General features: G+C 68.6%; 21 protein-coding genes. 13 read left to right on the top strand and 8 right to left on the bottom strand.

The features are described 5' to 3' along the window. The first annotated feature begins 5 nt into the window (after positions 1 to 5). Positions 6 to 1,328: an ATP-binding protein gene (locus ACO1BU_RS20950; protein ID WP_424137916.1), complete on the top strand. Its 1,323-nt coding sequence runs from the start codon at positions 6 to 8 to the stop codon at positions 1,326 to 1,328. 36 nt (positions 1,329 to 1,364) lie between these two features. Here the strand turns inward: ACO1BU_RS20950 and ACO1BU_RS20945 are convergent, their stop codons facing one another. Beyond that, entirely contained in the window at positions 1,365 to 2,300 is a 936-nt protein-coding gene (locus ACO1BU_RS20945; RefSeq protein WP_424137915.1) for a LysR family transcriptional regulator, read from the bottom strand. A gap of 166 nt (positions 2,301 to 2,466) precedes the next feature. On the opposite strand from ACO1BU_RS20945, the gene ACO1BU_RS20940 reads away from it, so the two are divergent. The 9 genes from ACO1BU_RS20940 to ACO1BU_RS20900 all read left to right on the top strand — a co-directional run bounded on the left by ACO1BU_RS20940 (position 2,467) and on the right by ACO1BU_RS20900 (position 13,030). Continuing rightward, positions 2,467 to 3,456 (top strand): TRAP transporter substrate-binding protein, encoded by a 990-nt coding sequence (locus ACO1BU_RS20940; RefSeq protein WP_424137914.1) that lies wholly within the window; start codon positions 2,467 to 2,469, stop codon positions 3,454 to 3,456. A 5-nt stretch (positions 3,457 to 3,461) separates the two neighbouring features. Beyond that, the gene (locus ACO1BU_RS20935; RefSeq protein WP_424137913.1) at positions 3,462 to 3,965 is read left to right on the top strand and encodes a TRAP transporter small permease; all 504 of its coding nucleotides are present in this window, start codon (positions 3,462 to 3,464) and stop codon (positions 3,963 to 3,965) included. Then, on the top strand, positions 3,962 to 5,248 hold the full coding sequence (locus ACO1BU_RS20930; protein WP_424137912.1) for a TRAP transporter large permease: 1,287 nt from the start codon (positions 3,962 to 3,964) through the stop codon (positions 5,246 to 5,248). The genes ACO1BU_RS20935 and ACO1BU_RS20930 overlap by 4 nt, the downstream gene beginning before the upstream one ends. Positions 5,249 to 5,327: 79 nt before the next feature. Continuing rightward, positions 5,328 to 6,317 carry a Bug family tripartite tricarboxylate transporter substrate binding protein gene (locus tag ACO1BU_RS20925; RefSeq protein ID WP_424137911.1) on the top strand — a complete coding sequence of 330 codons (990 nt, stop codon included), beginning with the start codon at positions 5,328 to 5,330 and terminating at the stop codon, positions 6,315 to 6,317. Positions 6,318 to 6,368: 51 nt separating this feature from the next. Next, positions 6,369 to 8,747: a xanthine dehydrogenase family protein molybdopterin-binding subunit gene (locus tag ACO1BU_RS20920; protein WP_424137910.1), complete on the top strand. Its 2,379-nt coding sequence runs from the start codon at positions 6,369 to 6,371 to the stop codon at positions 8,745 to 8,747. Further along, a complete protein-coding gene (locus tag ACO1BU_RS20915; RefSeq protein WP_424137909.1) occupies positions 8,744 to 9,574 on the top strand; it encodes an FAD binding domain-containing protein in 831 nt (276 codons plus the stop codon). Before ACO1BU_RS20920 ends, ACO1BU_RS20915 begins: the two co-directional genes overlap by 4 nt. Before the next feature lie 8 nt (positions 9,575 to 9,582). Then, entirely contained in the window at positions 9,583 to 10,071 is a 489-nt protein-coding gene (locus ACO1BU_RS20910; protein WP_424137908.1) for a (2Fe-2S)-binding protein, read from the top strand. After that, a complete protein-coding gene (locus tag ACO1BU_RS20905) occupies positions 10,068 to 11,579 on the top strand; it encodes an amidohydrolase family protein (protein ID WP_424137907.1) in 1,512 nt (503 codons plus the stop codon). The genes ACO1BU_RS20910 and ACO1BU_RS20905 overlap by 4 nt, the downstream gene beginning before the upstream one ends. Further along, complete coding sequence (locus ACO1BU_RS20900) at positions 11,576 to 13,030, top strand: amidohydrolase family protein (RefSeq protein ID WP_424137906.1); 1,455 nt, start codon at positions 11,576 to 11,578, stop codon at positions 13,028 to 13,030. The genes ACO1BU_RS20905 and ACO1BU_RS20900 overlap by 4 nt, the downstream gene beginning before the upstream one ends. A gap of 98 nt (positions 13,031 to 13,128) precedes the next feature. Here the strand turns inward: ACO1BU_RS20900 and ACO1BU_RS20895 are convergent, their stop codons facing one another. From ACO1BU_RS20895 to ACO1BU_RS20865, 7 genes are all read right to left on the bottom strand, one after another. Continuing rightward, a complete protein-coding gene (locus tag ACO1BU_RS20895) occupies positions 13,129 to 13,233 on the bottom strand; it encodes a DUF2474 family protein (protein WP_424137905.1) in 105 nt (34 codons plus the stop codon). After that, positions 13,233 to 14,282, bottom strand: a complete 1,050-nt coding sequence (gene cydB, locus ACO1BU_RS20890) for a cytochrome d ubiquinol oxidase subunit II (RefSeq protein ID WP_424137904.1) — start codon at positions 14,280 to 14,282, stop codon at positions 13,233 to 13,235. The genes ACO1BU_RS20895 and cydB overlap by 1 nt, the downstream gene beginning before the upstream one ends. Positions 14,283 to 14,287: 5 nt before the next feature. Beyond that, positions 14,288 to 15,877 (bottom strand): cytochrome ubiquinol oxidase subunit I, encoded by a 1,590-nt coding sequence (locus ACO1BU_RS20885; RefSeq protein WP_424137903.1) that lies wholly within the window; start codon positions 15,875 to 15,877, stop codon positions 14,288 to 14,290. Between the two features lie 246 nt (positions 15,878 to 16,123). Next, entirely contained in the window at positions 16,124 to 17,704 is a 1,581-nt protein-coding gene (locus tag ACO1BU_RS20880) for a hypothetical protein (RefSeq protein WP_424137902.1), read from the bottom strand. A 416-nt stretch (positions 17,705 to 18,120) separates the two neighbouring features. Then, a complete protein-coding gene (locus tag ACO1BU_RS20875; RefSeq protein ID WP_424137901.1) occupies positions 18,121 to 18,447 on the bottom strand; it encodes a hypothetical protein in 327 nt (108 codons plus the stop codon). Positions 18,448 to 18,680: 233 nt separating this feature from the next. Next, positions 18,681 to 21,077: a mechanosensitive ion channel domain-containing protein gene (locus tag ACO1BU_RS20870; protein ID WP_424137900.1), complete on the bottom strand. Its 2,397-nt coding sequence runs from the start codon at positions 21,075 to 21,077 to the stop codon at positions 18,681 to 18,683. 121 nt (positions 21,078 to 21,198) lie between these two features. Continuing rightward, positions 21,199 to 22,248: an NAD(P)H-dependent flavin oxidoreductase gene (locus tag ACO1BU_RS20865; protein ID WP_424137899.1), complete on the bottom strand. Its 1,050-nt coding sequence runs from the start codon at positions 22,246 to 22,248 to the stop codon at positions 21,199 to 21,201. A gap of 79 nt (positions 22,249 to 22,327) precedes the next feature. On the opposite strand from ACO1BU_RS20865, the gene ACO1BU_RS20860 reads away from it, so the two are divergent. From ACO1BU_RS20860 to ACO1BU_RS20850, 3 genes are all read left to right on the top strand, one after another. Then, the gene (locus ACO1BU_RS20860) at positions 22,328 to 22,750 is read left to right on the top strand and encodes a hypothetical protein (protein WP_424137898.1); all 423 of its coding nucleotides are present in this window, start codon (positions 22,328 to 22,330) and stop codon (positions 22,748 to 22,750) included. 98 nt (positions 22,751 to 22,848) lie between these two features. Further along, a complete protein-coding gene (locus tag ACO1BU_RS20855; RefSeq protein ID WP_424137897.1) occupies positions 22,849 to 23,052 on the top strand; it encodes a twin transmembrane helix small protein in 204 nt (67 codons plus the stop codon). Between the two features lie 184 nt (positions 23,053 to 23,236). Continuing rightward, positions 23,237 to 23,863 (top strand): electron transfer flavoprotein subunit beta/FixA family protein (locus ACO1BU_RS20850; protein WP_424137896.1); only part of this gene is annotated, 627 nt, incomplete at its 3' end.

The following is a 23,863-nucleotide window of genomic DNA, read 5'->3' as shown; positions in this document are numbered from 1 at the left end:
GGCTTATGGGTGGTGTTCCGACCGCCGCCCTTCTGCTCCTGCTCGCCCAGGGGGCCGATCCCACCACGGCGGTCCTCGGGCTGCTGGCCACGATCGTGGCCGCGCTGCTCCTCGCCCGGGCCTGGCTCGGTACACTGGCCGGGCTGGAGGCCGATCTGCGAGCCGCCGCCGAGGGCCGCCCCGCCCCGCCGCATGATCCCCTGCTGCCCTCGGCCGCCCGCGTCTCGGAAGCCGCCGCCCGCCTCACCCGCAGCCTGGCGGAGCGGGAAGCCCAGCTCAGCCGGATGCGGCGCGCCGATGCCGCCATCATCGAAGCCCTGCCCGATCCGCTGATCGTCCTGGCCGGGGATCGCAGCCCGCTCCGCGCCAATGCCGCCGCCGCGCGCTTCTTCGGCACCGGCCCGGATGGCCACACCGCGGACACCGCCGCCTTCCTCCGTCACCCCCGGATCGCCGGCGCCGTGGACCGGGCCCTGGCCGAGGGCGCCCCGCAGACTGCCGAGGCGATGCTGCCCGTGCCCGTGGCACGCGACCTCTCCACCCAGGTCATCCCGCTCGACCCGCCCCTCTCCGATGGTGGCCGCCTTCTCATCGTGCTGGCTGACCGCACCCAGGCCCGCGCGGCGGAACGGATGCGCGCCGATTTCGTGGCCAATGCCAGCCACGAGCTGCGCACGCCGCTCGCCTCCATCATCGGTTTCGTCGAGACCCTGCGCGGCCCCGCCGCCGGGGATCCCGAGGCAAGCACCCGCTTCCTGACCATCATCGCCGAGCAGGCCGACCGCATGCGCCGCCTCATCGAGGATCTGCTCGGCCTTTCCCGCATCGAGATGACGGAGCACCAGGCCCCCACCGGCGAGGCCCGGCTGGACGCCCTGGCCCGGGACGAGGCCGCCGCCATGGCCCCCATCCTGGCCAGCCGCAACGCCAAGCTGACCCTCGATCTCTCCCCCGCCACCGTCACCCCGGCCGATCCCGGCCAACTCGCCCAGGTGCTGCGCAACCTGCTGGAGAACGCGGTGCGCTACGGGCGCGAGGGCGGGAAGATCACCCTCTCCGTCCGCGCCCTGTCCTCCCCCGAAGGCGGCCTGCCCCCGGGCGTGCTGCTGAGCGTGGCCGATGACGGGCCGGGCATCGCGCGCGAGCACATCCCGCGCCTGACCGAGCGCTTCTACCGCGTCGATGCCGGCCGTTCCCGCGCGGCCGGCGGCACCGGGCTTGGCCTTGCCATCGTGAAGCACATCGTCGGCCACCACCGCGGCCGGCTTCTGATCGAGAGTGAGCTTGGGCGGGGGACCGTGATGAAGGTCTGGCTGCCGGGAGGCTGAAAAGGCTGGCTGAAAAGGAAGGCCTCCGGCCTTCTCCTACCGGCCCCGCGCTTCTGCCATCCGCCCCATGATCTCCCCCAGATGCTGCGCGAAGGCCGCCGCCGCGGCCGGCAGCGTCGTTTCCGCCCGGGCATAGAGCCCCAGCTCGCTCAGCACCGCGGACCGCCCCTGGTGCAGCGGCACATGCACCAACCGCCCGGCCTCCAGCTCCGTCTCCAGCCCTGCACGGGTCATGAAGGCGATGCCCAGCCCGCGCAGAACCATCTGCTTCAGCAGTTCCACCGAGCCCGCCTCGTAGCGTACGCGCCGCCCCGCGCTGCGCCGTTCCAGCAGCGCCTCGATCTGGTCGCGGTTGGCGAAATTGCCGCGCGGCAGGATCAGCGGCATCCCCGCGCAATCCCCTAACCCGATCGAGGCCCGCCCCGCCAAGGGCGAATCCGGCGGCACCACCGCCCCCAGCGGCAACCGCGCCACCGCCAGCTGCCGTAACCCCGGCCGCCGCCGCACCTCGAAGGCCAGGCCCAGATGCGCGTCGCCGGACAGAATCGCATCGGGGATCTCCGCGCTGCCCAGGATATCCGTGCTTAGCGTGATGCGCGGCCGGCTCGCCGCCAGCGAGGCCGCCGCCTCCGGCACCACGCGGTGGCACAGCCCCTCCAGCGTCACCAGCTCCACATGGCCGGTCCGCAGCCCATGCAGCGCGTCCAGCTCCGACCGCGCCCGCTCGGCATCCCGCAACACGGTCATCACATGCTGCGCCAGCACCTCCCCCGCCGCCGTCAGCCGCAGCCCGCCCGGCAACCGCTCGAACAGCTTGGCGCCCAGTTCGTCCTCGATCTTGAGAACCTGCCGGTTGACGGCGGAGGAGGCGATATTCAGCCGTCGCGCCGCCTCCCGGATGGAACCGGCGCGGCGCACCGCGTCGAAATACTGGATGCCTGGAGCATGGATGCGGAGATTGCGCGACGTCATGGGCCTGATGCCAATTCGGCATCACCTTGCACGAAAAACTCTTCTTCGGCGAGCGGCACGCATTGGATAGCGCTCACCCTCAATGCACCGTAAGGACCATTACGGGCTGAAGGTATCGCCCCGGCGCGTGACGGGGCCTGGCGACCTGCCGAGGAGATCTTTGACGATGAAGCGACGCACCCTGGGCGCCTCTCTGCTGGCGGCCGGTACCCTCCCTCTCTTCGCCATCCGTGGCTCCGCCCAGGAAGTCCGCACCCTTCGCATCGGCAGCGCGCTGGACCCGCAGCATCCCATCCTGGTCGGTGCCCGCCACATGGCGGAAGTGGCGGAGAAGGAGAGCGGCGGCAAGCTGAAGATCAACCTCTTCCCCTCCAGCCAGCTCGGCGCGCAGAGGGAGATGTGGCAGAACGTCCAGGCTGGCGTGCTGGACGGCATCATCGACGCCTCCGCCAGCATGGTCACCTTCATCCCGCAATTCGGCGTGCTGGACCTGCCCTACCTGGTTCAGGACGAGGCCGCTGCCTTCCGCCTGCTGGACGGCCCGGTGGTGGAGGAAGAGCTGGTGCGCCGCGCCGCGACCTCCGGCTTCCGCGTGGTGAACTTCTGGGAAGTGACCTTCCGCAACATCTATACGCGCAGCAAGGCCGTCAACGCCGTGGACGATCTGCGCGGCCTGAAGATTCGCGTCATTCCCAACCCCTCCTTCATCGCCCTCTTCCGTGGCCTCGGCGCCGCGCCCACGCCGATGGCGCTGGGCGAGGTTTACACCGCCCTTCAGCAGGGCGTGCTGGACGGGGCGGAGAACGACAACGTCACCTTCCTTTCCTCCCGCCACCTGGAGGTCGCGAAGAACCTCGCGATCACCAACCACATGATGCTGGTCAACACCTTCGTCATGAGCGAGCGCGGCTGGAACCGCCTGCCGGAAGAACTGAAGGCCGTGATGCGCAAGGCCTCCCTGGAAGGCCGCAAGGCCGTGATGGAAGACCGCCACAAGCGCGATGTCAGCGCCATGGACCAGATCAAGGCCGCCGGCGTGAACGTCACCCAGCCCGATCTGGCCCCTTTCCGCGAGGTCGGCCGCAAGACCTACACGCAGTTCGAGGAGCGGCTCGGCAAGCCGCTGGTCGATCGCATCGTCGCCGCCGTCGGCTAAACGGCATGCTGTCCCTTCTTCGCTTCACCGACACCTGGCTTGCACGTCTGGAAGCCTTCGTCCTCGCCCTGCTCGTTCTGGCGATGACGGGGGCGACCCTCGCCCAGGTGATCGCGCGCTACGCCTTCAACGAGCCGCTGATCTGGTCCGAGGAAGCCGCGCGCTACCTCTTCGTCTGGGTCAGCCTGCTCGGCGCCGCGCTCGCCACGCGGGAGGGGACGCATTACGTGCTGGACGCGCTGGTGCAGCGCTTCCCCCGCGCCGGCCGCCTGGCCGCGCGGGCGGCGGCCTTCGTGGTCAGCGCGGGCTTCCTGGCCATCCTGGTCCGCACCGGCATGAACGAAACCGCCCAGGCATCCCTTCAGGATTCCGCCACCCTGCCCATCGGCATGGCGCTGCCCTATGCGGCCATCCCGGTCGGCGCCGCGCTCATGCTCTTCCACCTGCTCGCCGGGCTGCTCATCAAAGAGCCTCAGCCCGAGGCGCCGCTGCCTGAAGCCGTCGGATGACCGCAGTCCTCTCCCTTTTCCTCGTCTTCGTGGCGATCGGAACGCCGATTGCCTTCGCGCTGGGCGGCGCCGCCGCCATCGGCCTCTGGCTGATGGAGGGCGTGCCGATGGACATCGTGGCCAGCCGCACCTTCGGCGCCATCGACAGCTTCACCTATCTCGCCATCCCCTTCTTCATCCTGGCGGGTGAGCTGATGGAGACAGGCGGCATCTCCCGCCGCCTCATCACCTTCGCCACCGCCCTGGTCGGCCATGTGCGCGGTGGGCTGGGCAATGTGGTGGTGCTGGCGATGATGCTCTTCTCCGGCATCTCCGGCTCGACCAATGCCGATGCGGCCGCGGTGGGCTCGGTGATGATCCCCTCCATGAAGGAACGCGGCTACAGCGGCGCGCGCGCCGGCGCCATCGTGGCCGCCGCCGCCGGCATGGGCATCCTCGTCCCGCCCTGCCTGACCATGGTCGTCTATGGCAGCGTCACCAACACTTCCGTCGCCGCCCTCTTCGCCGCGGGCTTCCTGCCGGCCTTCATCATGGCCGGCGCGTTGATGATCCATCTGCGGATCCAGGAGCGCCGCGCGGGCCTCTCGCCCGAGCCGCGCGTGTCCTGGCGCGGTCGCTTTCAGGCCTTCCTCAGCGCCGGCTGGGCGCTGCTGCTTCCCGTCATCATCTTCGGCGGCATCCTCGGCGGCCTCTTCACCCCCACCGAAGCCGCTGTCGTCGCCGTCGCCTATGCCACCATCGCCGGCACGGTCTTGTACCGGGAAATCACGCCCGCCTTCTTCGCCCGCGCCCTGGTGCGCAGCGGCATCGCAACGGGCGCCGTGATGCTGATGATCGCCGGCGCCAACATCCTGGCCTGGCTCATGACCGTGGAGCAGGTGCCCCAGGCCCTTGCCGAGCTGATCGCCTCGGTGGGCGGCGGGCGCACCATGTTCATGATCCTCAGCATCCTCGTCTTCCTCGTACTCTTCGCGCTGCTGGACGGCATTCCCGGCATGCTGATGCTCATCCCCGTCTTCGTGCCCATCGCGCGGGAACTGGGAATCGACCTGCTGCACTACGGCACGGTGATGACCACGGTGATGGGCATCGCGCTCTTCACCCCGCCGCTCGGCGTTGGCCTCTACATCATCCTCGGCATCAGCGGCGCGACCCTGCCGGAGCTGACGCGGCATCTCTGGCCCTATTTGCTGACCATGCTCGCCGTCGCGCTGCTGATCGCCTTCGTGCCGATCGTGGTCTATGCCGTGCCTGCGGCGCTCGGCCTGCACAGCCTGACATGAGCTTGGCGCCAGGGCAGGAATGGCGCCTGGACCGCGCGCCACAGACGCAAACGGCCATCACCGGAGGACTGACTTCCCGATGACCACCAAGCGCCGCACCTTCCTCGGCCTCGCTCTCGCGGCCCCGGCCGTGGCACGCGCCCAGGCGGCCTTTCCCAGCCGCCCCATCCGCTTCATCCTGCCCTTCCCGCCCGGCGGCGCCATCGACGTGATCGCCCGCCTGCTGGCCGAGCACATGTCCCCCGCCCTGGGCCAGCCCGGGGAAACGGCTCGTTTCCCCCTGGTGATCGAGAACCGCCCTGGCGCGGTCGGCACCATCGGCGCCGATGTCGTGGCCAAGGCCCCGCCCGATGGCCACACCTTCATGCTGACCATCAACAGCACGATCACCAGCAGCGCGGCGCTCTACCCCAACCTGCCCTTCGACCCGATGACGGCCTTCACGCCCATCGGCATGGCCGTGCATGCCAGCATCCTGCTCACCGCCCCGAAGGCTGCTCCTTTCAATGATGCACCGGGCTTCATCGCCTGGGCCAAGGCCCTTGGCCGCCCCGTAAACTACGGCACCTGGGGCAACGGCTCCGCAGCCCACCTGTTCGGCGAAGTGCTGCACCAGGACCACAAGGTTCCGATGGAGCACATCCCCTTCCGCGGCGAGGCGGCGGCGATCACCGAGATGCTGGGCGGCCGCATCGATGTTTCCTTCGCCACCCCGGTCAGCGTGCTCAGCCACATCCAGGCCGGCGCGGTGAAGGGCCTGGCGATGACCGGCTCCAACCGCTCCAGCTCCATGCCCGATCTCAGCACCTTCACCGAACAGGGCGTCACCGGCCTCGACCTCGCGACCTTCGATGCGGTCTGGGGTCCAGCCGGCATGCCGAAACCCATCGTGGACCGCATCAACGCCGCGATGAACGACGCGCTGCGCGTGCCCGCCGTGCAGGCGAAGCTGATCGAGATCGGCCACACCCCCGCCCCCGGCACGCCGGAGGGGCTGGGCGCCCTGGTGCGCGAGGTCACGCCGCGCTGGCACGCCCTGATCCGCAAGGCCGGCGTGAAGGTCACCTGAATTCCATTGCGGCAGGGGCGCGCCCCCTCCCGCCACTTCGCAAGGTTCGTCATGCCCGACACAGCACTGCCTGAGGATGGCTGGATCGGCCGCCCCATGCCCCGCGCCGCCACGCGTCGCCTGATCGAGGGTCGTGGCCGCTACACCGATGACTCCGCCGCCAAGGGCGAGCTGCACGCCGCCTTCCTGCGCAGCCCCTTCCCGCATGCCGGCTTCCGCATCACGGGCCGCGACGCCGCCCGCGCCCTGCCCGGCGTGCGCGCCATCCTGACCGCCGAGGATCTGGCCCCCTTCTGCCGAAGCTGGCGTACCCAGTCCCGCGCCTTCCCCGGCCTCGTCTCCCCGGAACAGGGCCCGCTGGCCCGGGAGCGCGCCGTCTACCAGGGCGAACCCGTCGCCCTCGTCCTGGCGGCCTCCCGCGCCATCGCAGAGGACGCGCTGGAACTGATCGAGCTTGAGTGGGACGAACTTCCGGCCGTGACCGATCCGGCCAAGGCGCTGGACGCCGCCTCCCCGCCCACGCATCAGGGCCTCACCTCCAACCTCGCCTGGCGCACCGAATTCGGCGAGGGCGATGTGGAAGCCGCCTTCGCCAAGGCGGCCCTGGTGGTAGAGGAGCGCTTCACCTTCACCCGCCACACCGGCGTGCCGCTGGAATCCCGCAGCGTGCTGGCAACTTACGACCCGGCGGCCGAGGCGCTCGAAGTTCGCATGTCCCACCAGATCCCGCATCAGATGCAGGTGCATCTGGCGGAATTGCTGGACCTGCCCATGGGCCGCGTGCGCGTCATCGCCGGCGATGTCGGCGGCGGCTTCGGCATAAAGATGCATGTCTATCCCGATGAGGTCGCGGTCTGCGCCGCATCCCGCCTCATCGGCCGCCCCGTGCGCTATGTCTGCGACCGGATTGAGGCGCTGATGGCCGACATTCACGCGCGCGAGCACGTCATGCATGCCCGCATGGCCGTGGATGCCGAAGGCCGCATCCTCGCCTTCGATGCCGACGACATCCAGGGCCTCGGCGCCTATTCCATCTATCCCCGCTCCTCCACCGTGGAGGCGATGAGCGTCCTCCGCACGGTCGGCGCGCCCTATCACTTCGGCGCCTACCGCGCCCGGCTGCGCTGTGCGCTCCAGAACAAGGTGCCCACCGGCCAGTACCGCTCGGTCGGCCACCCCATCGGCTGCGCCACCACCGAGCGCCTGGTGGACATGGCCGCCGCCGCGCGCGGCGAGGACCCGCTGGAGTTCCGCCGCCGCAACTTCCTGCCCGAGGCCATGATGCCTTGGACCAACCCCGCCGGCGGCCGCATGGCCGAACTCTCCCACACCGCCACCCTCGCGGAGTTCGAGCGCCTGCTTGATCTGCCGAAGCTGCGCGCAGAGATCGAGGCAATGCGCGCCGAGGGCCGCTGCATCGGCCTCGGCTTCTCGGCCGTGGTCGAATACACGGCCTCCGGTCCCGCGGCCTATGGCGCGGCCCATGTGCCGGTGGCCGCGATGGACACCGTCGTCGTCACGCTGGAACCCACCGGCGATGTCGTCGCCCGCGCCTCGGTTGCTGAGATCGGTCAGGGCATCCAGCAGGGCATCGTTCAGGTCGTGGCCGATGCCGTGGGCGTTGCCCCATCCCGCGTCACCATCCACACTGGCGATACGGCCAATGCCCCGCATGGCGGCGGCGCCTGGGCCTCGCGCGGTGCCAGCATCGGCGGAGAGGCCGCCTGGGGCGCCGGCCGCAAGCTGCGCGCCGAAATCCTCAAGACCGCCGCCGCCCTTCTCCAATCCACGCCCGAGGCGCTGGATGTCCGGGACGGCCAGGTGGTCGATGCCAGCGGCACGCCACGCATGGCGCTGGCCGAGCTCGCCTCCACTGTCTTCTTCCGCGGCCATGAATTGCCGGGCGGGATGCAGCCGCAATTCACCGCCACCCATCAGTTCCGGCGTGAGGAGGATGTCTTCCTCACCACCAACGGCCTCCAGGCCAGCCTCGTGGAGATTGATCCCGACACCGGAATCGTCACCCCGCTGCGCCACTGGGTGGTCGGCGATTGCGGCCGGTTGCTGAACCCGCTGCTGGTGGATGAACAAGTACGTGGCGGCGCGGTGCAGGGCATCGGAGAGGCGCTGCTGGAAGCCTGCCGCTACGACCCCATCACCGGCCAGTTCCTGACCGGCACCCTCGCCGACTATCTCCTGCCCATGGCCGACAACGCGCCCGACATCACCGTCGGCCATGTCGAGACGCCCTATTCCGGCTCCGCCCTCGGCGCCAAGGGCGCCGGCGAAGCCGGCACCTGCGGCGCCCCCGCCGCCGTGCTGAACGCGGTGAATGACGCGCTCGCCTCGCGCGGCGCGAAGGTCTCCGAACTTCCCATCACCCCCACCGTGATCCTGCGCGCCCTCGGCACGCTGGAGGCTGCCGAATGAAGCCCGCCCGCTTCGACTATGCCCGCCCCGACACGCTGGATGGCGCCCTCGCCATTCTCGCCGAACAGGGCGCGGAGGCCGCCATCCTCGCCGGCGGCCAGAGCCTGATGCCCATGCTCAATCTCCGCATGGCCCGCCCCGGCATGCTGGTGGACATCAACCGCATCCCCGGCCTGGACGCGATCACCCTGGCGAATGGCATCCTGACCATTGGCGCCCGCGCCCGCCACGCCGATGTGCTGGCCTCGCCCCTGGTGCAACAGGCCGCGCCGCTGCTGGCCCAGGCGCTGCACCATGTCGCGCATCCCGCCATCCGCAACCGCGGCACGCTCGGCGGCAGCCTCGGCCTCGCCGATCCCGCGGCCGAAATGCCGGCCTGCGTCACCTGCCTCGGCGCCACCATCGTCACCGCCTCGGCCCGGGGCGAGCGGCGCATCGCGGCGGAGGACTTCTTCCTCGGCGTCTATGCCACCGCGCTCGAACCCGGCGAGTTGATCCTGCAGGTGGAAATCCCGGCCATCCGCCCGGGCTGGACCCATTCCTTCCAGGAGGTCTCCCGTCGCCATGGCGACTACGCCATGGCCGGCCTCGCCCTTGCCCTGCGCCATGACGGCGCCCGCATCGCGGAGGCCCGCATCGCCCTCTGCGGCGTGGAATCCGCCACCCGCCGACAGACGGAGGCCGAAACCGCCCTCGTCGCCCATGGCGTCGAAGCCGCTTGCGCTGCTTTCGCCAGCCTCGACGCCATGGGCGGCGCCGAGGTCACCGCCGCCCACCGCATCCACCTCGCCCGCGTGCTGCTCCGCCGCGCCACCGGCCAGGCCTGAGACCCACCATGGACCTCCCCGACGAGCCCACCGCCGACATCGCCTGCACCCTGAATGGCGAGCCCATCCAAGCCCGCGTCCCGCTGCGCCAGTCCCTGGTGGATTGGCTGCGCCACGGCGCCGGCCTCACCGGCAGCCATGTCGGCTGCGAGCACGGTGTCTGTGGCGCCTGCCATGTGCAGGTGGATGGCAAGGTCGTGCGCGGCTGCCTGATGCTCGCCGTGCAGGCCGATGGCGCCACCGTTGAAACCATCGAGGGCGCCACGATGAGCGGCCGCATCCGCGCGCTTCAGGACGCCTTCTTCAACCGCGCCGCCCTGCAATGCGGCTTCTGCACGCCGGGAATGCTGCTCCAGGCCGCCGAACTCCTGGCGAAGAACCCCGATCCCACCCGCGAGGAAATCCGCGAGGCCCTTTCCGGCAACTACTGCCGCTGCACCGGCTACCACGCCATCGTCGATGCCGTGCAGGCCGCCGCCGCGAGCCTGCGCGCATGACCCGCCCCCTCCTCATCACCGGCGGCCGACTGCTGGACCCGGAGGGCGACGACCTCCACCGCCCACCGGTCGCTGACCTGTTGATCGAGGAGGGCCGCATCGTCGCGACGGGCGACGAAGCCACGCAACGCGGCAAGAGCGCGGACCGCCTGGATGCGCGCGGCCTTCTCGTCACCCCCGGCTTCGTCAACGCGCATTCCCATTCGCACGACACGCTGCTGCGTGGCTGTTTCGAGGGCCTGCCGCTGGATGCCTGGGGTGCCCTCGCCTTCCCCAGCGCCTGGCCCCGCCGCCCAGACGGGGAGGTGCATCTCCGCACCCGTCTCCACGCCGCCGAATGCCTGATGCATGGCATCACCACCGTGCAGGACATGGTCACGCTGCAAGGCGCCGACCGCGCCCAGGCCGAAGCGGTCATTGATGCCCATCGCAGCATCGGCCTCCGCGCCCTGCTGGGCTGGCAGCTTGGCGACCGCGCCATGGCCGACACGCTCCCCTTCGCGCGCGAGGCCCTACCGCCGGAAATCCTCGCCGCGCTTCCCGGCGATGCCGATCCCGCCCCGGCTATGCGCCTTGCCGAGGACCTGCTGGATGCCGTGGACGGCCCCCTGCTCCGTACCGTCCTCGCCCCTTCCGCCCCGCAGCGCTGCTCCGCCGCGATCCTGGAATGGGCCGCCGCCCTGTCGCGCGAACGCAACCTGCCCGTCTGCACCCATCTCTACGAAACCCGCGCCCAGGCCGTGCTGGCACGGCAGCCCGCGCATGAAGCAGACGGATTCTCCCTGCTCGGCCGTCTCGAACGCCACGGGTTGTTGAACGAACGCCTCGTCATTGCCCATGGCGTCTGGATCGCTCCGGAAGAAATTGCCCGCCTCGGCGATGCCGGCGGCCATCTTGCCCATAATCCCGGTGCCAATCTGAAGCTGCTGAACGGTGCCGCCCCGGTGCGCCGCTACGCGCAATCCGGCGTGAACCTCGCCCTGGGCTGCGACAACAGCAGCGCTGGTGACGCCCAGAACCTCTTCTCCGCGATGCGCCACGCCGCCCTCTACTGGTCCATGCAGGCCGGCAGCCCGGAGGAAGCAGCCATCGCCGCATTCCGCGCCGCGACCCTCGGCGGTGCCCGCGCCCTCGGCCTGCAAGGCGTGGTCGGCAGCCTGCGCCCCGGCCATCGCGCCGATCTCGCCCTGTTCGACCTGTCCGACCCGGCCTGGCTGCCGCTGAACAGCGCCGTGCGTCAGCTTGTCCATGCGGAACCCGCGCGCTCCCTGCGCCATGTCCTCGTGGATGGCCGTCTGGCCCTGCATAATGGCCGCCCGACCCGCTTTGACCTGCCCGCCCTCGCTGCGGAAGCGGAAGCCACGCAGGACGCCGTGGCACGTGAGTTGGCCGTGCTGCACGAACGCCGCGCGCCCCTGATGGAGGCGCTGATGCGGCTGGAAGTCCGCTCCCGCGCCTATCCGCTGGAATTCGACCGCCTCACGCTCGACGACGGCGGCCTGCATTGAGCGGCACGACGCTCCAGGGCCGCCCGCTTCGCTTCGGCACGGCCCATTGCGCCGCCTGCGCCCCGGTGCGCCTGAGTCTGAGCGCCGACCGCATCGCCACCGTCGAACCGGCTGGCAGCGAAGCGGCGAACACCATCCTCATGCCGCCCTTCGCCAATGCGCATGACCATGCGCGCGGTGTCCGTCCTACCGCCCTAGGCGCCTTCGACCTGCCGCTGGAGCTCTGGCTGGCCACCATGACCGGCACGCCGGTCTGCGATCCCTATCTGGTCGTCGCAGCCGCGCTCGGCCGCCAGGCGCTCGGCGGCTGCGGCGCCATCATGGTCCACTACACCCGCCCCCAGCGCCCGGACCGGCTGGAGGAGGAACTGCGCCATGTCACCCGCGCTGCCCGCACCGTCGGCGTGCGCGTCGCCATCGCCGTCTCCATGCGCGACCGCAACGCGCTGGGCTACGCGCCGGACGAACGCATTCTCGCCCTCCTGCCGCCGGAAACCCGAGCCCTCGTCGCACAGCGCTTCCTCACCCCGCCAACGCCCGCCGAGGAACAGCTCCGCCTCGCCGACGCCCTGGCCGATAGCTGCGACGACCCGCTTGTTGACGTGCAATACGGCCCCTACGGACTGGAATGGTGCTCGGACGCGATGCTCGCTGCCATCGCCGAGCGCTCCGCCCTCACCGGCCGCCGCGTCCACATGCACCTGCTCGAATCCCGCCTGCAGCGCGAATACCTGGATGCCGAGCACCCCGAAGGTCCCGTCCGCCACCTGGACTCCCTCGGCCTCCTCTCTCCGCGTCTCTCCATTGCCCATGCCACCTGGCTGCGGCCCGATGAAATGGAGCTGCTGGCCGAACGCGGCGTCACCGTCTCCATCAACACCAGCTCCAACCTGCATCTCCGCAACGGCATCGCCCCGATGGTCGAGATGCACCGCCGCCGCGTCCCCCTCGCCACCGGCCTGGATGGCTTCACCGTGGATGATGATGACGACGCCTTCCGCGAGCTGCGCCTGAACTCCCTCCTCCATCGCGGCACATCGCTCGATGAGGGCCTGTCCCTGGACGCCCTCTTTCGCGCCGCCTGCCATGGCGGCCGCCATGTCGTCACCGGCGATTCCGCGACGGACACACTGCTCACCCCGGACGGCCCCGCCGATATCATGGTGCTGGACCGCGCCGCCCTCGCCACCGATCTCGTCCTCGACAGTCCCGACGAAGCCCTGGTCGCCCAGCGCGCCACCCGCCAAGCCCTGCGCCGCCTGATCGTCGCCGGCCGCGAAGTGGTGCGGGACGGCATCCTTACCGGCCTCGACCTCCCGGCTCTTCAAGCCGAGTTGGACGCCCAGGCCCGCCATGGTGCCGAGGGCTATCGCAACTGGCGCGACGCCACCGCCCCTTGGCGCGAGGCCCTGCGCGGATTCTACGCCGCCGGAATGCATCGCTGCGGGTAGTCTGGCGCGCTCTCAGGCCAGCGCCACTGGCGTACCCCAAACCCGAAGGAACAGATGATGGGGGCTTGGAAGAAGAACTCCTTCTTCCTCCAGCCCTTTCAAACCGCCCTCAGCACCGCTCGCAACAGCATCGCGACCGTCCCAAGCACGAGGATGCTCGCCACCCAGATCCCCACGAACCAGAGCAGCCGCCGCCCCCACATCAGTGATAGCCGGTCTCGCTCGTCACCTTCCCGCGAAACAGCCAGTACACATAGCCCGTGTAGCCCAGGATAATCGGAATCAGCACCGCCGCCCCTACGAGCAGGAAGCCCTGCGAAGCAGGCGGTGCCGCCGCCTGCCAGATTGTAAAGGCCGGCGGCACGATCATCGGCCACATGGAAACGCCCAGGCCGATATAGGACAGCGCGAAAAGCCCCAGCGCCAGAATGAAGGGCCGCGCGTCCACCATGCCTCCCTTGCCCGTATCCTCTGACAGAGCGTGGAAGAAACGCCAGATCAGGAAGGCCACCAACAGCGGCACAGGCGCCGCGAAGAGCAGGTTTGGAAAGGTGAACCACCGCTCCGCGAAGGACGGCCGTAGGAAAGGCATGATGATCGAGACGATGACGATCGCCCCCACTGTCGCCAGCGCGAAAGGCCAGGCAAGCGAGGCGGCACGCCGGTGCAGCACCCCCTCCGTCTTCCACAGCAGCCAGCAGGCGCCGAGCATCCCATAGCCGATCACCAGCGCCACCCCGGTCAGCACGGAGAAGGGCGTGAGCCAGTCCCACCATCCGCCGCCATAGGCGCGCCCCCGCACCTCAATCCCTTGCACGAAGGCGCCCAGCGCGATGCCCTGCGTGAAGGCCGCCACCATGGAGCCCCAGGAGAAGGCGCGGTCCCACCAGACCTGCTGCGTGTGGCTGTCCGCGCGGAAGCGCATCTCGAAGGCCACGCCCCGGAACACCAGCGCCAGCAGCATCAGAATCAGCGGCATGTAGAGGGCAGGCAGCACCACCGCATAGGCCAGTGGAAACACCGCCAGCAGCCCGCCACCGCCCAGCACCAGCCAGGTCTCGTTCCCGTCCCAGACCGGCGCGACGGAGTTCACCGCCACGTCCCGCTCCGCCTTATCCCGCAGGAAGGGAAAGAGAATGCCGATGCCGAGATCGAACCCGTCCATGCAGACATAGAAAAACACTGCCAGCGCGATCAGCACCGCCCAGATCAGCGGCAGCCAGAAAGCCCAGCCCGTCAAATCCTCCGGCATGGCTTCTACTCCGCCGGCTGCGGGCCAGGATCGGCCCCGGCCGCAACCGAGGGCCCCGGCGTGATCCCCGCGCTGCGGATCGGCTGCCCCTGCGGTGGCGCGCCCTCCCGCGGGCGCGGTGTCTGCGAGAACAGCTTGAACAAAAACCAGATCCCCGCCCCGAAGACGAGGAAATACACCACCACGAAGGCCGCCAGCGACGTGGCCACCGCCGGCAGCTCGATCGGCGATACGCTGTCCGCCGTGCGGAGATGCCCATAGACGGTGAAGGGTTGCCGCCCCGCCTCCGTCACGATCCAGCCCGCCGTCACCGCCACCAGCCCCGCCGGCCCCATGGCAATGGCCCAGCGCAGCAGCCAGGGGGTGTCATAAAGCCGCCCGCGCCACCGCATCACCCCGCTCACCAGTCCAAGCGTGATCATCAGCAGCCCCAGCCCGACCATCACGCGGAAGGCGAAGAAGACAAGCGGGATGTTGGTTGGCCAGTATTCGCGCGGGATGTCCTTCAGCCCGCGCACCTCGCCATCCCAGGAATGCGTCAGGTAGAGGCTGGCCAGATACGGCACGGCCAGCTGCACCCGCGTCCTCTCCTCCTCCGCATCCGGGATTCCAAACAGGATGGAAGGCGCGCCGCGCTCCGTCTCGAAATGCCCCTCCATGGCCGCGACCTTGGCCGGCTGGTGCTCGAAGGTGTTGGTGCCGTGCAGGTCGCCCAGCACCGCCTGGATGGGCGCCACGATCAGCAGCATCCACATCGCCATGCTGAACATCAGCCGCGCCCGCGGATTCGGTCCGCGTTCGCTCTCCTCCGCGCCGCGATCATGGCCCGCACTGCCTGGCGCCGGCTGCAGCATGGCCTCGCCGCCCTCCACCAGGGGCTGTCCCGCATGATGGGAAGGCACGGCCGTGCCCGTATCCATCCCGGCATTCCGAACCGGAGCGCGGTTCTGCCAATCCCGCAGCAAATGCCACGCCCCGACCGCGCCGACGATCAGCGCCGTGGTCAGATAGGCCCCGGTGACGGTGTGGGCGAGGCGATAGGGAAAGGAGGGGTTGAAGATGATCGCCCACCAGTCCTCCGGCACGAAGCGCCCGTCCGGCGTCAGCGAGAAGCCCGCCGGCGTGTGCAGCCAGGAATTGGCCGAAAGGATCCAGAAGGCCGAAAAGAAGGTGCCGGTGGCAACCAGGGCGGTGGCCAGCATGTGCAGCCCCTTCCCCACCCGGTCCATCCCGAACAGCATGACGCCGAGGAACCCGGCTTCGAGAAAGAATGCCGTCAGCACCTCATAGCCCATCAGCGGCCCGATCACCGGCCCGGCCTTGTCCGACAGCACGGACCAGTTCGTTCCGAACTGGTAGGACATCACCAGCCCCGAGACGACGCCCATGGCAAAAGCCACCGCGAAGATCTTCAGCCAGTAGCGGAAGGTGTCGAGGTAAACGGCGCGCCCCGTCCAGAGCCACAGCGCCTCAAGCACCGCCAGATAACTCGCCAAGCCGATGGTGAAGGCCGGAAACAGGAAGTGCCAGACAACCACGAAGGCAAACTGAAAGCGCGCCAGGTCGAGCGCGCTCGGCAAAAGAGCATCGATCATATCCGGCCCTAAGGGAGCGTCCCCGGCCGCAAGATGGGACAGGGCGGCGCCCCCGGCCAATCACATGCATGAAGGCAGGGCCATCCGCCGGCCGCATGGCACGGTTTGACGGCAAATGGCTGCCGGTCAGTTCCGCCTTACAGAATCGTCCCAAGAGCCCTTCGGAAAGTTCTGCTTCGGGGTGAGCGATTTACCGGGAGTATCGAACTTCGCGCCCGAACCGAGATGCAGGGCGTCCGCACACCGTCAAGGTATCCGCACCTCTGTTCTGCGCTCGGCGTTCGTGTGGTGCAGTTCAAACAGGGCGCTGGTGCCCTGCGCCCAGATCGCCCTCCAAGAACTGGTTAGCGCTGCTTCGTAGGGAGGAGGATTCACGAGCCAAACATAGTCGAAGTTCTCTCGCGGCAGGCGTGTCAAAGCCTCCTCAATGGTTTGCCATTTCTCCTTGCCGCATGGTTGAGCAGTTACAAACTGCGACGGATCGACGAAATGCGTCCAGGGCGACCTGACATGAAGTAAATGGCTGCCGCTCACCGTCCATTGGTCGTTTGAAAAGGCATCCTTGCGAACTATCGCCATTCCCGGCAGATGTTCGAGACGTGATGTCGCCCAACGTGGGTGGCATTCGGCACCAACAAACGCAGCAACACGCGCGCCTTTCGGGATGTAGTCCAGAACCCGCAGCTCAGCATCGTAGCTCCGGTCATAAAGCCACAGACTCGTTGCGTTTGATCCAACACGAACAAGAAAGAAGCCAAGACCAGTGAGAGCCAGCAGGTTGGCAAACCTGTAGGATCCCGTCAGCGAGGGACGTATGCCGAGGATCGCAACCGCCAAAACATAGGGTGCAAGTCGGCTATCCACATGCGCGCCACCAAGCAGAATACGGGGCAGAAACAGGACTGCCAACAAGAGGAGAATTGCACCGAGCACCAAGCTCCTTGCATAGGCAAGCTTATGGTCGCGCGCGCCACAATAGATAAAAAATAGGAGCAGGCAGATCGATCCCAGGTCGAGAAAAATCCAGCGATCACGCAAGCTGTTTAAAAGCGCGGTCAGTTTCCATGCGATATTGAACCAATCTCCAGTTGCCGCCTCTGCGTTACCGCTTTGCCAGGCAAGCGTCAGCGCCAACGGCGCAACCAGCGGGGAGCAACGATACACGGCCAACACAGCAGCCTTCGGAAAGGCGCGGTTCAGATCCAACTGGCGCGTGATCTCGGAAGCAAAAGCGAGCAGCCCCAAGATGCCCCAGCCAAAGGCTTGTACCAGCCAGACAGCGAGCGACAAAGGAACGAACAGGGCGGCCCGAAGCCCAATGCGCCCGGATCGCCCAAGGCGCAGCCATAAGCCCAAAGCCAGGAAGGCGAACGCAACCGAAAGCGTAAAATTCAGGAATCCATATTGAAAGGGGTAACCAAGAATGAGTGGAGCCGCAAAAAGATAGGTTGGAGATATGCGGCCATGTGCCTCTCGCGCCACCAAGAGAAAACCCAGGAGGGTGAGGGGTGGCGTCATTAGAGCAATAAGCTTAACCGCAAGCTCGACATCGATGAATCGAGAGAGCGCGACAACTATCAGATCAACCCCGAGATTCGGCACCAGCGCCCATTCGAATTCATAGAACCGGCGAAGATCCTCCGAATGCTGAAGAGAAACTGCAATCTTATAACGTCCAAGATGACCGGGCAGGTCGGTCAACCCGGGTATATCGGGCCAGATGAGCGGCGCCGCGATAAGGAACATGCAGAGTATCATGAACCATGGTGCCTCCCACCATGGTGTGACTTCGTTCGATACTGCTTCCTGCCTTGCCGCGATGCGCATGCCAGAGAGAGCGTTCATTTTGAAAGCCGCTGAAGGAAGCCAAAGCACACTGTACCATGGGCGCATGGCTCTCTACCCACGGTTGCAGCTTTGCCCGCCGGGATTTCTGCGCCACGGGAAGCACCGAGAGATCAGCTTCAAGCGGCGTTGATGTGTGACCTTGCGCAGCCCTGCATGAGCAAGACTGTGACGCAGGCAGGTGGCCTCGGAAGCGCTACCGGACGAGGAAGACGTCGGTCCCGCTTGGCCGGCCTGATCAGCGGCGCGATCAGCACCTGTTCGGCATCGGTCAGATCACTGGGATAGCGCAGCCCGCATCGGCCACAGGCGCGACGATGCTTCGGGTTCCACATGCGGCACCCTTATCCAGGCGCCGCTAACCGCCTCAGCTGATTCAACGTCTTTCCGAAAGGGCTCTAAACGATCAGCCCGGCCACCCGTCCGTGTTCTACCTCCACCCGCGTCACCCCGACCACGGAGCGGAGATTGCCGGCCACCAGATGCACCATGCCCTCGGGAATGGTCACCGCGATCTCCACCCGCATTGCCGCGCCCTCGCGCCCCGCCCGGAAGCGCTCCGGCGTCAGGTCGCGCTTGGCCAAGGGCTGCAGCAGCCGCGGCAGCAGCCCCGGTGAGGGCTCGGCACGCAGCAGATAGCGGATGGCGAGGACGCGCTCGCCTTCCTCAGGCGCAGGAACGGAAGCGGGCGCCTCAACAAGGGCACCGGGAACGGCATCGAACATGAACGGGGTGTCTCTTCCGGAAAGGGTGGGCGGGGGCTTTGGCCCGGCCGCCCGCCCGCGCGCCGCAGGCATCAGCCTGCGCGCCGGTCAGGCGACCGGGCGGGTAATTCGGCGCATTCGGCGCCCGCGCGTGGTTCGGAAGAACGACATGGGGCCAGACTGATGGCCACCACAGCGGAACGCAAGCTCCCGTTCGGCTGGCAGCCATGCGCCTCGCGCAGGGATGAGGCCACTCACGCCGCCGGCTGCGCCTCCGACTCCGCGGCCTCCTCCTCCGGCGTCTTTCGCCAGGGCGAGTTGATCTTGATCCCCTCCGCCTCGAAGCGCGCCTGGATGCGGCGGTTCAGCTCCCGCGCCACCGGGTGCCGCTGGGAGGGATCGGTCTTCATCCGCGCCCGCACCACCACGCCGGTTTCCAGCAGCTTGTCCACGCCCATCACGTCGATCTCGTCGCGCGTCGCGGCGGCCCAGCGCGGCTCCTGCCGCATCTCGGCGGATATCTCCTTCAGCACCTTCGTCACGCGGTCCGTATCCTCGCCATAGGGCAGCGACACATCAACCACCGCGAAGGCGAAGTCGCGGGTCTGGTTGGTCACGGAGGTCACGGCGCTGAAGGGCACGATATGCACGGAGCCGTCCAGCGCACGCAGCCGGATGGAGCGGATGGAGAGCTGTTCCACCACGCCCGTCATTTGCGGCGCACCCAGCGTGACGGTGTCGCCCACCGCCACCGCATCCTCCAGCAGCAGGAACATGCCGGTGATCACGTCCTTCACCAGCGTCTGCGAACCGAAACCGATGGCGACACCGACGACACCGGCACCAGCGATCAGCGGCGCCACATTCACCCCGATCTCGCTCAGCACGTTCAGCGCAACGAAGATGACGATGACGATCATCAATGCCGTCCGCAGCATCGGCAGCAGCGTGCGGATGCGGGCCGATCGCGCGGCCTGGGTATCGCGCGACAGCTTGGTCAGCCGCCGCTGGATGGCGGCATTCGCCACCTCCCATACGGTCAGCGCCGCCAGTGCCGTCAGCCCGATGGATACCAGGCTGCTCACCACCCGCGCCCCGAGCTGCCCGCGGGCGAACCAGCTGAAGGCCTCGATCCCCCATGCCTCGAGCAGAAGCAGCAGGGTGATGACACTCACCACGCCGGAAACCACGCCCTTCAGGACGGGAAGGTAGCGGTTTGCCCGTTGCTCCAGCCCCGGATAGCGCTTCGCCAGGTCCGGTGTGATGCGGAAGCCGCGCTCCAGCAGTCGCCGCAGCGCGTAATCCGCCAGCTTGGCGACACCAAGCACCACCAGGGTCAGCGCGCTCGCCCGCAGCAGCCGCTCGAAGCCGTCCCGCACCTCCAGCGCCCAGACACCCCAGAGCGCCAGAAGGTAGAGAATGGCCAGCACATGCCAGATCTCCGCCAGCCGGTCCCGCAGGGCGCGGAACAGGCGGCGGGACCGGTCCGGGTGGTCCCCGGGCTTCAGCTCCGGCGCCCGCAGCCGGTCCGCCACAAGATGGCGGTTCTGCATGACAATGATGATGAGGAAGAGCGAGGCGATCAGCAGCGCAAGCCGCGTGATCCCATCGTAAACGGCCCAGGGCACACCAAAGAGCAGCCCCGCCTCGGCCACCGCCCAGCCCACCACCAGCACCGCCACGATCCGCCGCAGCCATACCGTGATGTAGGCCGCTGTCTCGTCATGCAGCGGCACTAGCCGCAGATGCGCCGAATTGGGCGAGAACAGCATGCGTGAGGTCACCATCACCGCCCGGATGGCGATGTAGGCGTTGTTCGCCAGCAGCAGCACCAGCTCCGTCGTCGGCAGCGGCTGCACAGCCCGAACCATGCCGTAGGAGATGATGGCGAAAGCGCCGACAGGCAGCAGGTCCAGCACCAGCCGCGCCAGCACATAGGGAATGCGGCGGAACCAGGTCCAGACATTCTCCTGCTCCGGCGCATGGGCATCCAACTTGTCCCGCCACCGCGCCAGCGCCCGCCACACCACCCATTCCGCCAGCAGCCCGAGCCCGAAGAGCAGTGCCAGCTTCCAGGAGGCATCGAAAACCCGCACCTGCGTCACCGGATCGCGTGCAACGCCCGAGGCCCAGGAGATGATGTTGGGCAGGTCCGTCACCGCCTGGATGCTGGTGACGATCTGGTCCGAGAGCGTCGCCAGCCGTTGCGACGCCCCCATCAACAGCTGCGCCCCCAGAGTGTTAGGCGCGAGCACCCCGGCATCCGCCGGCGCCGCAGGCGCGGGCGCGGTCCCATTCGCCGGTGCAGCCGGCTCAGGGGCGGCCCCGCTCGGCGTGGTGTTGGCCGGCGCCGCAGCAGGGGGCGTGGTAGCCGGCGCCGCGCCGGGTGCTGCGGCCGCGCCAGCGCCCCCCATCCGCGAAGCCGCCGAGAGCGCCTCCAGGTTCCGGATCAGCTCGGCCCGCCGCGCATCGTCACGCAGCAGGCCCAACAGCCGCTCCGCCTCCGCCGGGGAAGGCGTTGCGGCTGCCGTGGCAGGCGCAGGCGTGGCCGGAGCCGTCGTCCGGGCCGGCGGCTGGACCGGCGCCTGGGCCAGGGCCGGCGCCGCGAACAGAATGGCCAGCAGGGCCAGAAGGGGGGTGGGACACCGCATGGGGCGGGTTTGGACCCCAGGCGATCCGTCAAGGTCAAGCAGGGAACCCTGACCTTTGTTAATCTCCTCTTAACTTCCGCCGCTCAGGCAATGCCACATACCAGCGCCTGTGGCGCCAGCCTCAGCACCCCGCCAGTTGCCGCGTCAGCTCGCCCGCCGGAATCTCCTTTGCCAGGGCGGCTGCCTGGCCGGACCACAGATTGGTGAAATCGTCCCGCCCCTCCGCCTCAGCCCGCGCCCGCAGCGGCGCCAGCGCCCCGCCCGCCGTCGGAAAGGGGGGAGCAAGGTCCGACAGTGGCCCAACCTCCCGCATGATGCGGTTGACCACCCCGCGCGCCGGCCGCCCGGTGAAAAGATTGGTCAGCGCCGTGCCATCCCGCGCGGCCCGCCCCAGGGCGGCGCGATGCGCGGCCGGGATCTTCGCCTCGGGCGTGAAGAGATAGGCGGTGCCGACCTGCACGGCAGCCGCGCCCAACGCAAAGGCCGCCAGCACGCCCCGGCGATCCGCGATTCCTCCCGCCGCGATCACAGGCACGCCCACCGCATCCACCACCTGCGGCACCAGCGCCATGGTGCCGAGCTGGGTGGCCATGTCATGGGTCAGGAAATTCCCGCGGTGCCCTCCGGCCTCAAATCCCTGGGCGATCACGGCATCAACCCCGTGTTCCGCCAGCCAGACTGCTTCCGCGACGGTGGTGGCGGAGGACATCACCTTGCACCCGGCCGCCCGCACCCGCGCCAGCAGCTCCGCCTCGGGCAGGCCGAAATGGAAGCTGACCACCTCGGGCCGGAATTCTTCCACCACCGCGCAGAAATCCGCATCGAAAGGCGCACGCCCCCCGGCGGGCACCGGCATGGCGGGGTTCAGCCCGGCCTCGGCGTAATAGGGCGCCAGCCGGGCGCGCCAGGCTGCCTGCCGCGCCGGATCCTCGGGCGGCATGACATGGGCGAAGAAGTTGAGATTGATCGGGCGGGAGGTGCCGGCCCGCACCGCCGCCACTGCTTCCCGGAAGGGCCCCGCCGCGTACTGGGCGGCCGGCAGGGAGCCGAGCCCACCCGCCTCGCTCGCCGCGATCACCATCTCAGGCGTCGTCGCCCCGGCCATCGGCGCCTGAATGATCGGCAGCTCGATGCCGAAAAGGTCCAGAATCCGGCGATCCTCAACGGCCATGGCTGCTCCTCCCGTCCACTCCTGTCCGGTGAATCCCTACATATCACCCCGGAGCAACCTAACCCCAGCCCGGAGCCCGATGGATCAGGACAACACCCCGCCCCCGATGGTCGAGCTGATCGAATCGCGCCTGGAGCGCCTGGATCTCTCGCCCGAGGAGGCTTTCCGCCAGGCCGGCCTTCCGCCTGACCTCCTCCTCCGCCTGCGGGAAGGCACGGCCACTGTTCCCCGTGGCGCCCGGCTGGTCCGCCTGGCCGAGGTGCTCGGCACCTCGGTCTCCTGGCTTGTTGGCCTGGACCCGGACGTCGCTCCACCAGCCGAGGTGCTGGAGGAGGACCAAGGCAGCCTCGGCCTGCTGGCTGGTGACGAGGAAGCCCTCCTGCGCGCCTACCGCATGCTGGATTTTCCCACCAAGGCCGCCCTGCTGGCCGTGGTACGCAAGATGGTTGGCCCCGAACCGGTGCCGGATGTGCCCGCCAAAGGTAAGCGACGGGCAAGCTGAGCCGGGTAAGCTGACCGGACGCCCGTTCCCGCCGCACCCCTGGCATGAGGCGGACAGGCAGGCCTAACCGTTGCGCGCAGCGGCATGATGCCCAGATCATGCGGATCATGATCACGCTCCTCACGATCCTTGTCGGCCTCGGGATGCTTGCCACCCTGGCCACGCTCTTCATGGGCATGGCCGGCATGGTGCGGGGCAGCGACGATCAGCGCCGCTCCAATGCCCTGATGCGCTGGCGCGTGACGATCCAGGGCGTCACCCTGATCCTCTTTGCCCTCTTGGTTCTGCTGTCGCGCGGCTGAAGCGCCGCCCCGCCCCACCGCTTGCCGCGCCTGGGGGCGGGCCGTATAGACCCCTTCGATTCCGCGGATGCGAAGCCCGGCGACGGGCCTTGCGCCCGCCCGTCCGGGGCCGACCACGGTCCCCCAAACACGCCGCCGCTCGCCCTTCCGGGCACCGGCGCCTGCCAGAGGACCGTCGCCCGGCATGAAGCTCCTCGTCCCCGTCAAGCGCGTCGTCGATTACAACGTGAAGGTCCGGGTGAAGCCGGATGGCACGGGCGTCGAGACCGCGAACGTCAAGATGTCCATGAACCCCTTCGACGAGATCGCCGTCGAGGAGGCCGTGCGCCTGAAGGAGAAGGGCATCGCGACCGAGATCGTGGCCGTCTCCATCGGCCCGTCCCAGGCGCAGGAGCAGATCCGCACCGCCCTCGCCATGGGCGCCGATCGCGGCATCCTGGTCGAGACCGCTGACACGGTCGAGCCGATCGCGGTGGCCAAGCTGCTGAAGGCCATTGTCGAGAAGGAAGGCCCGCAGGTCGTCATCCTCGGCAAGCAGGCCATCGATGACGACATGAACGCCACCGGCCAGATGCTGGCCGCCCTCCTCGGCTGGGGCCAGGGCACCTTTGCCAGCAAGGTCGAGATCGCCGACGGTGCGGCCAATGTCACCCGTGAGGTCGATGGCGGCCTGGAGACGGTGAAGCTGAAGCTTCCGGCCATCGTCACCACCGACCTGCGCCTGAACGAGCCGCGCTACGCCAGCCTTCCGAACATCATGAAGGCCCGCAAGAAGCCGATCGAGACGATCAAGCCCGCCGATCTCGGCGTG

Origin of the sequence: Roseomonas chloroacetimidivorans (genome assembly GCF_049629625.1) — a bacterium.
GTDB classification, from domain to species: Bacteria; Pseudomonadota; Alphaproteobacteria; order Acetobacterales; family Acetobacteraceae; genus Roseomonas; species Roseomonas chloroacetimidivorans.
Note: the sequence above shows the minus strand (reverse complement) of the source record. Positions and strands in the feature narration are given on the sequence as shown.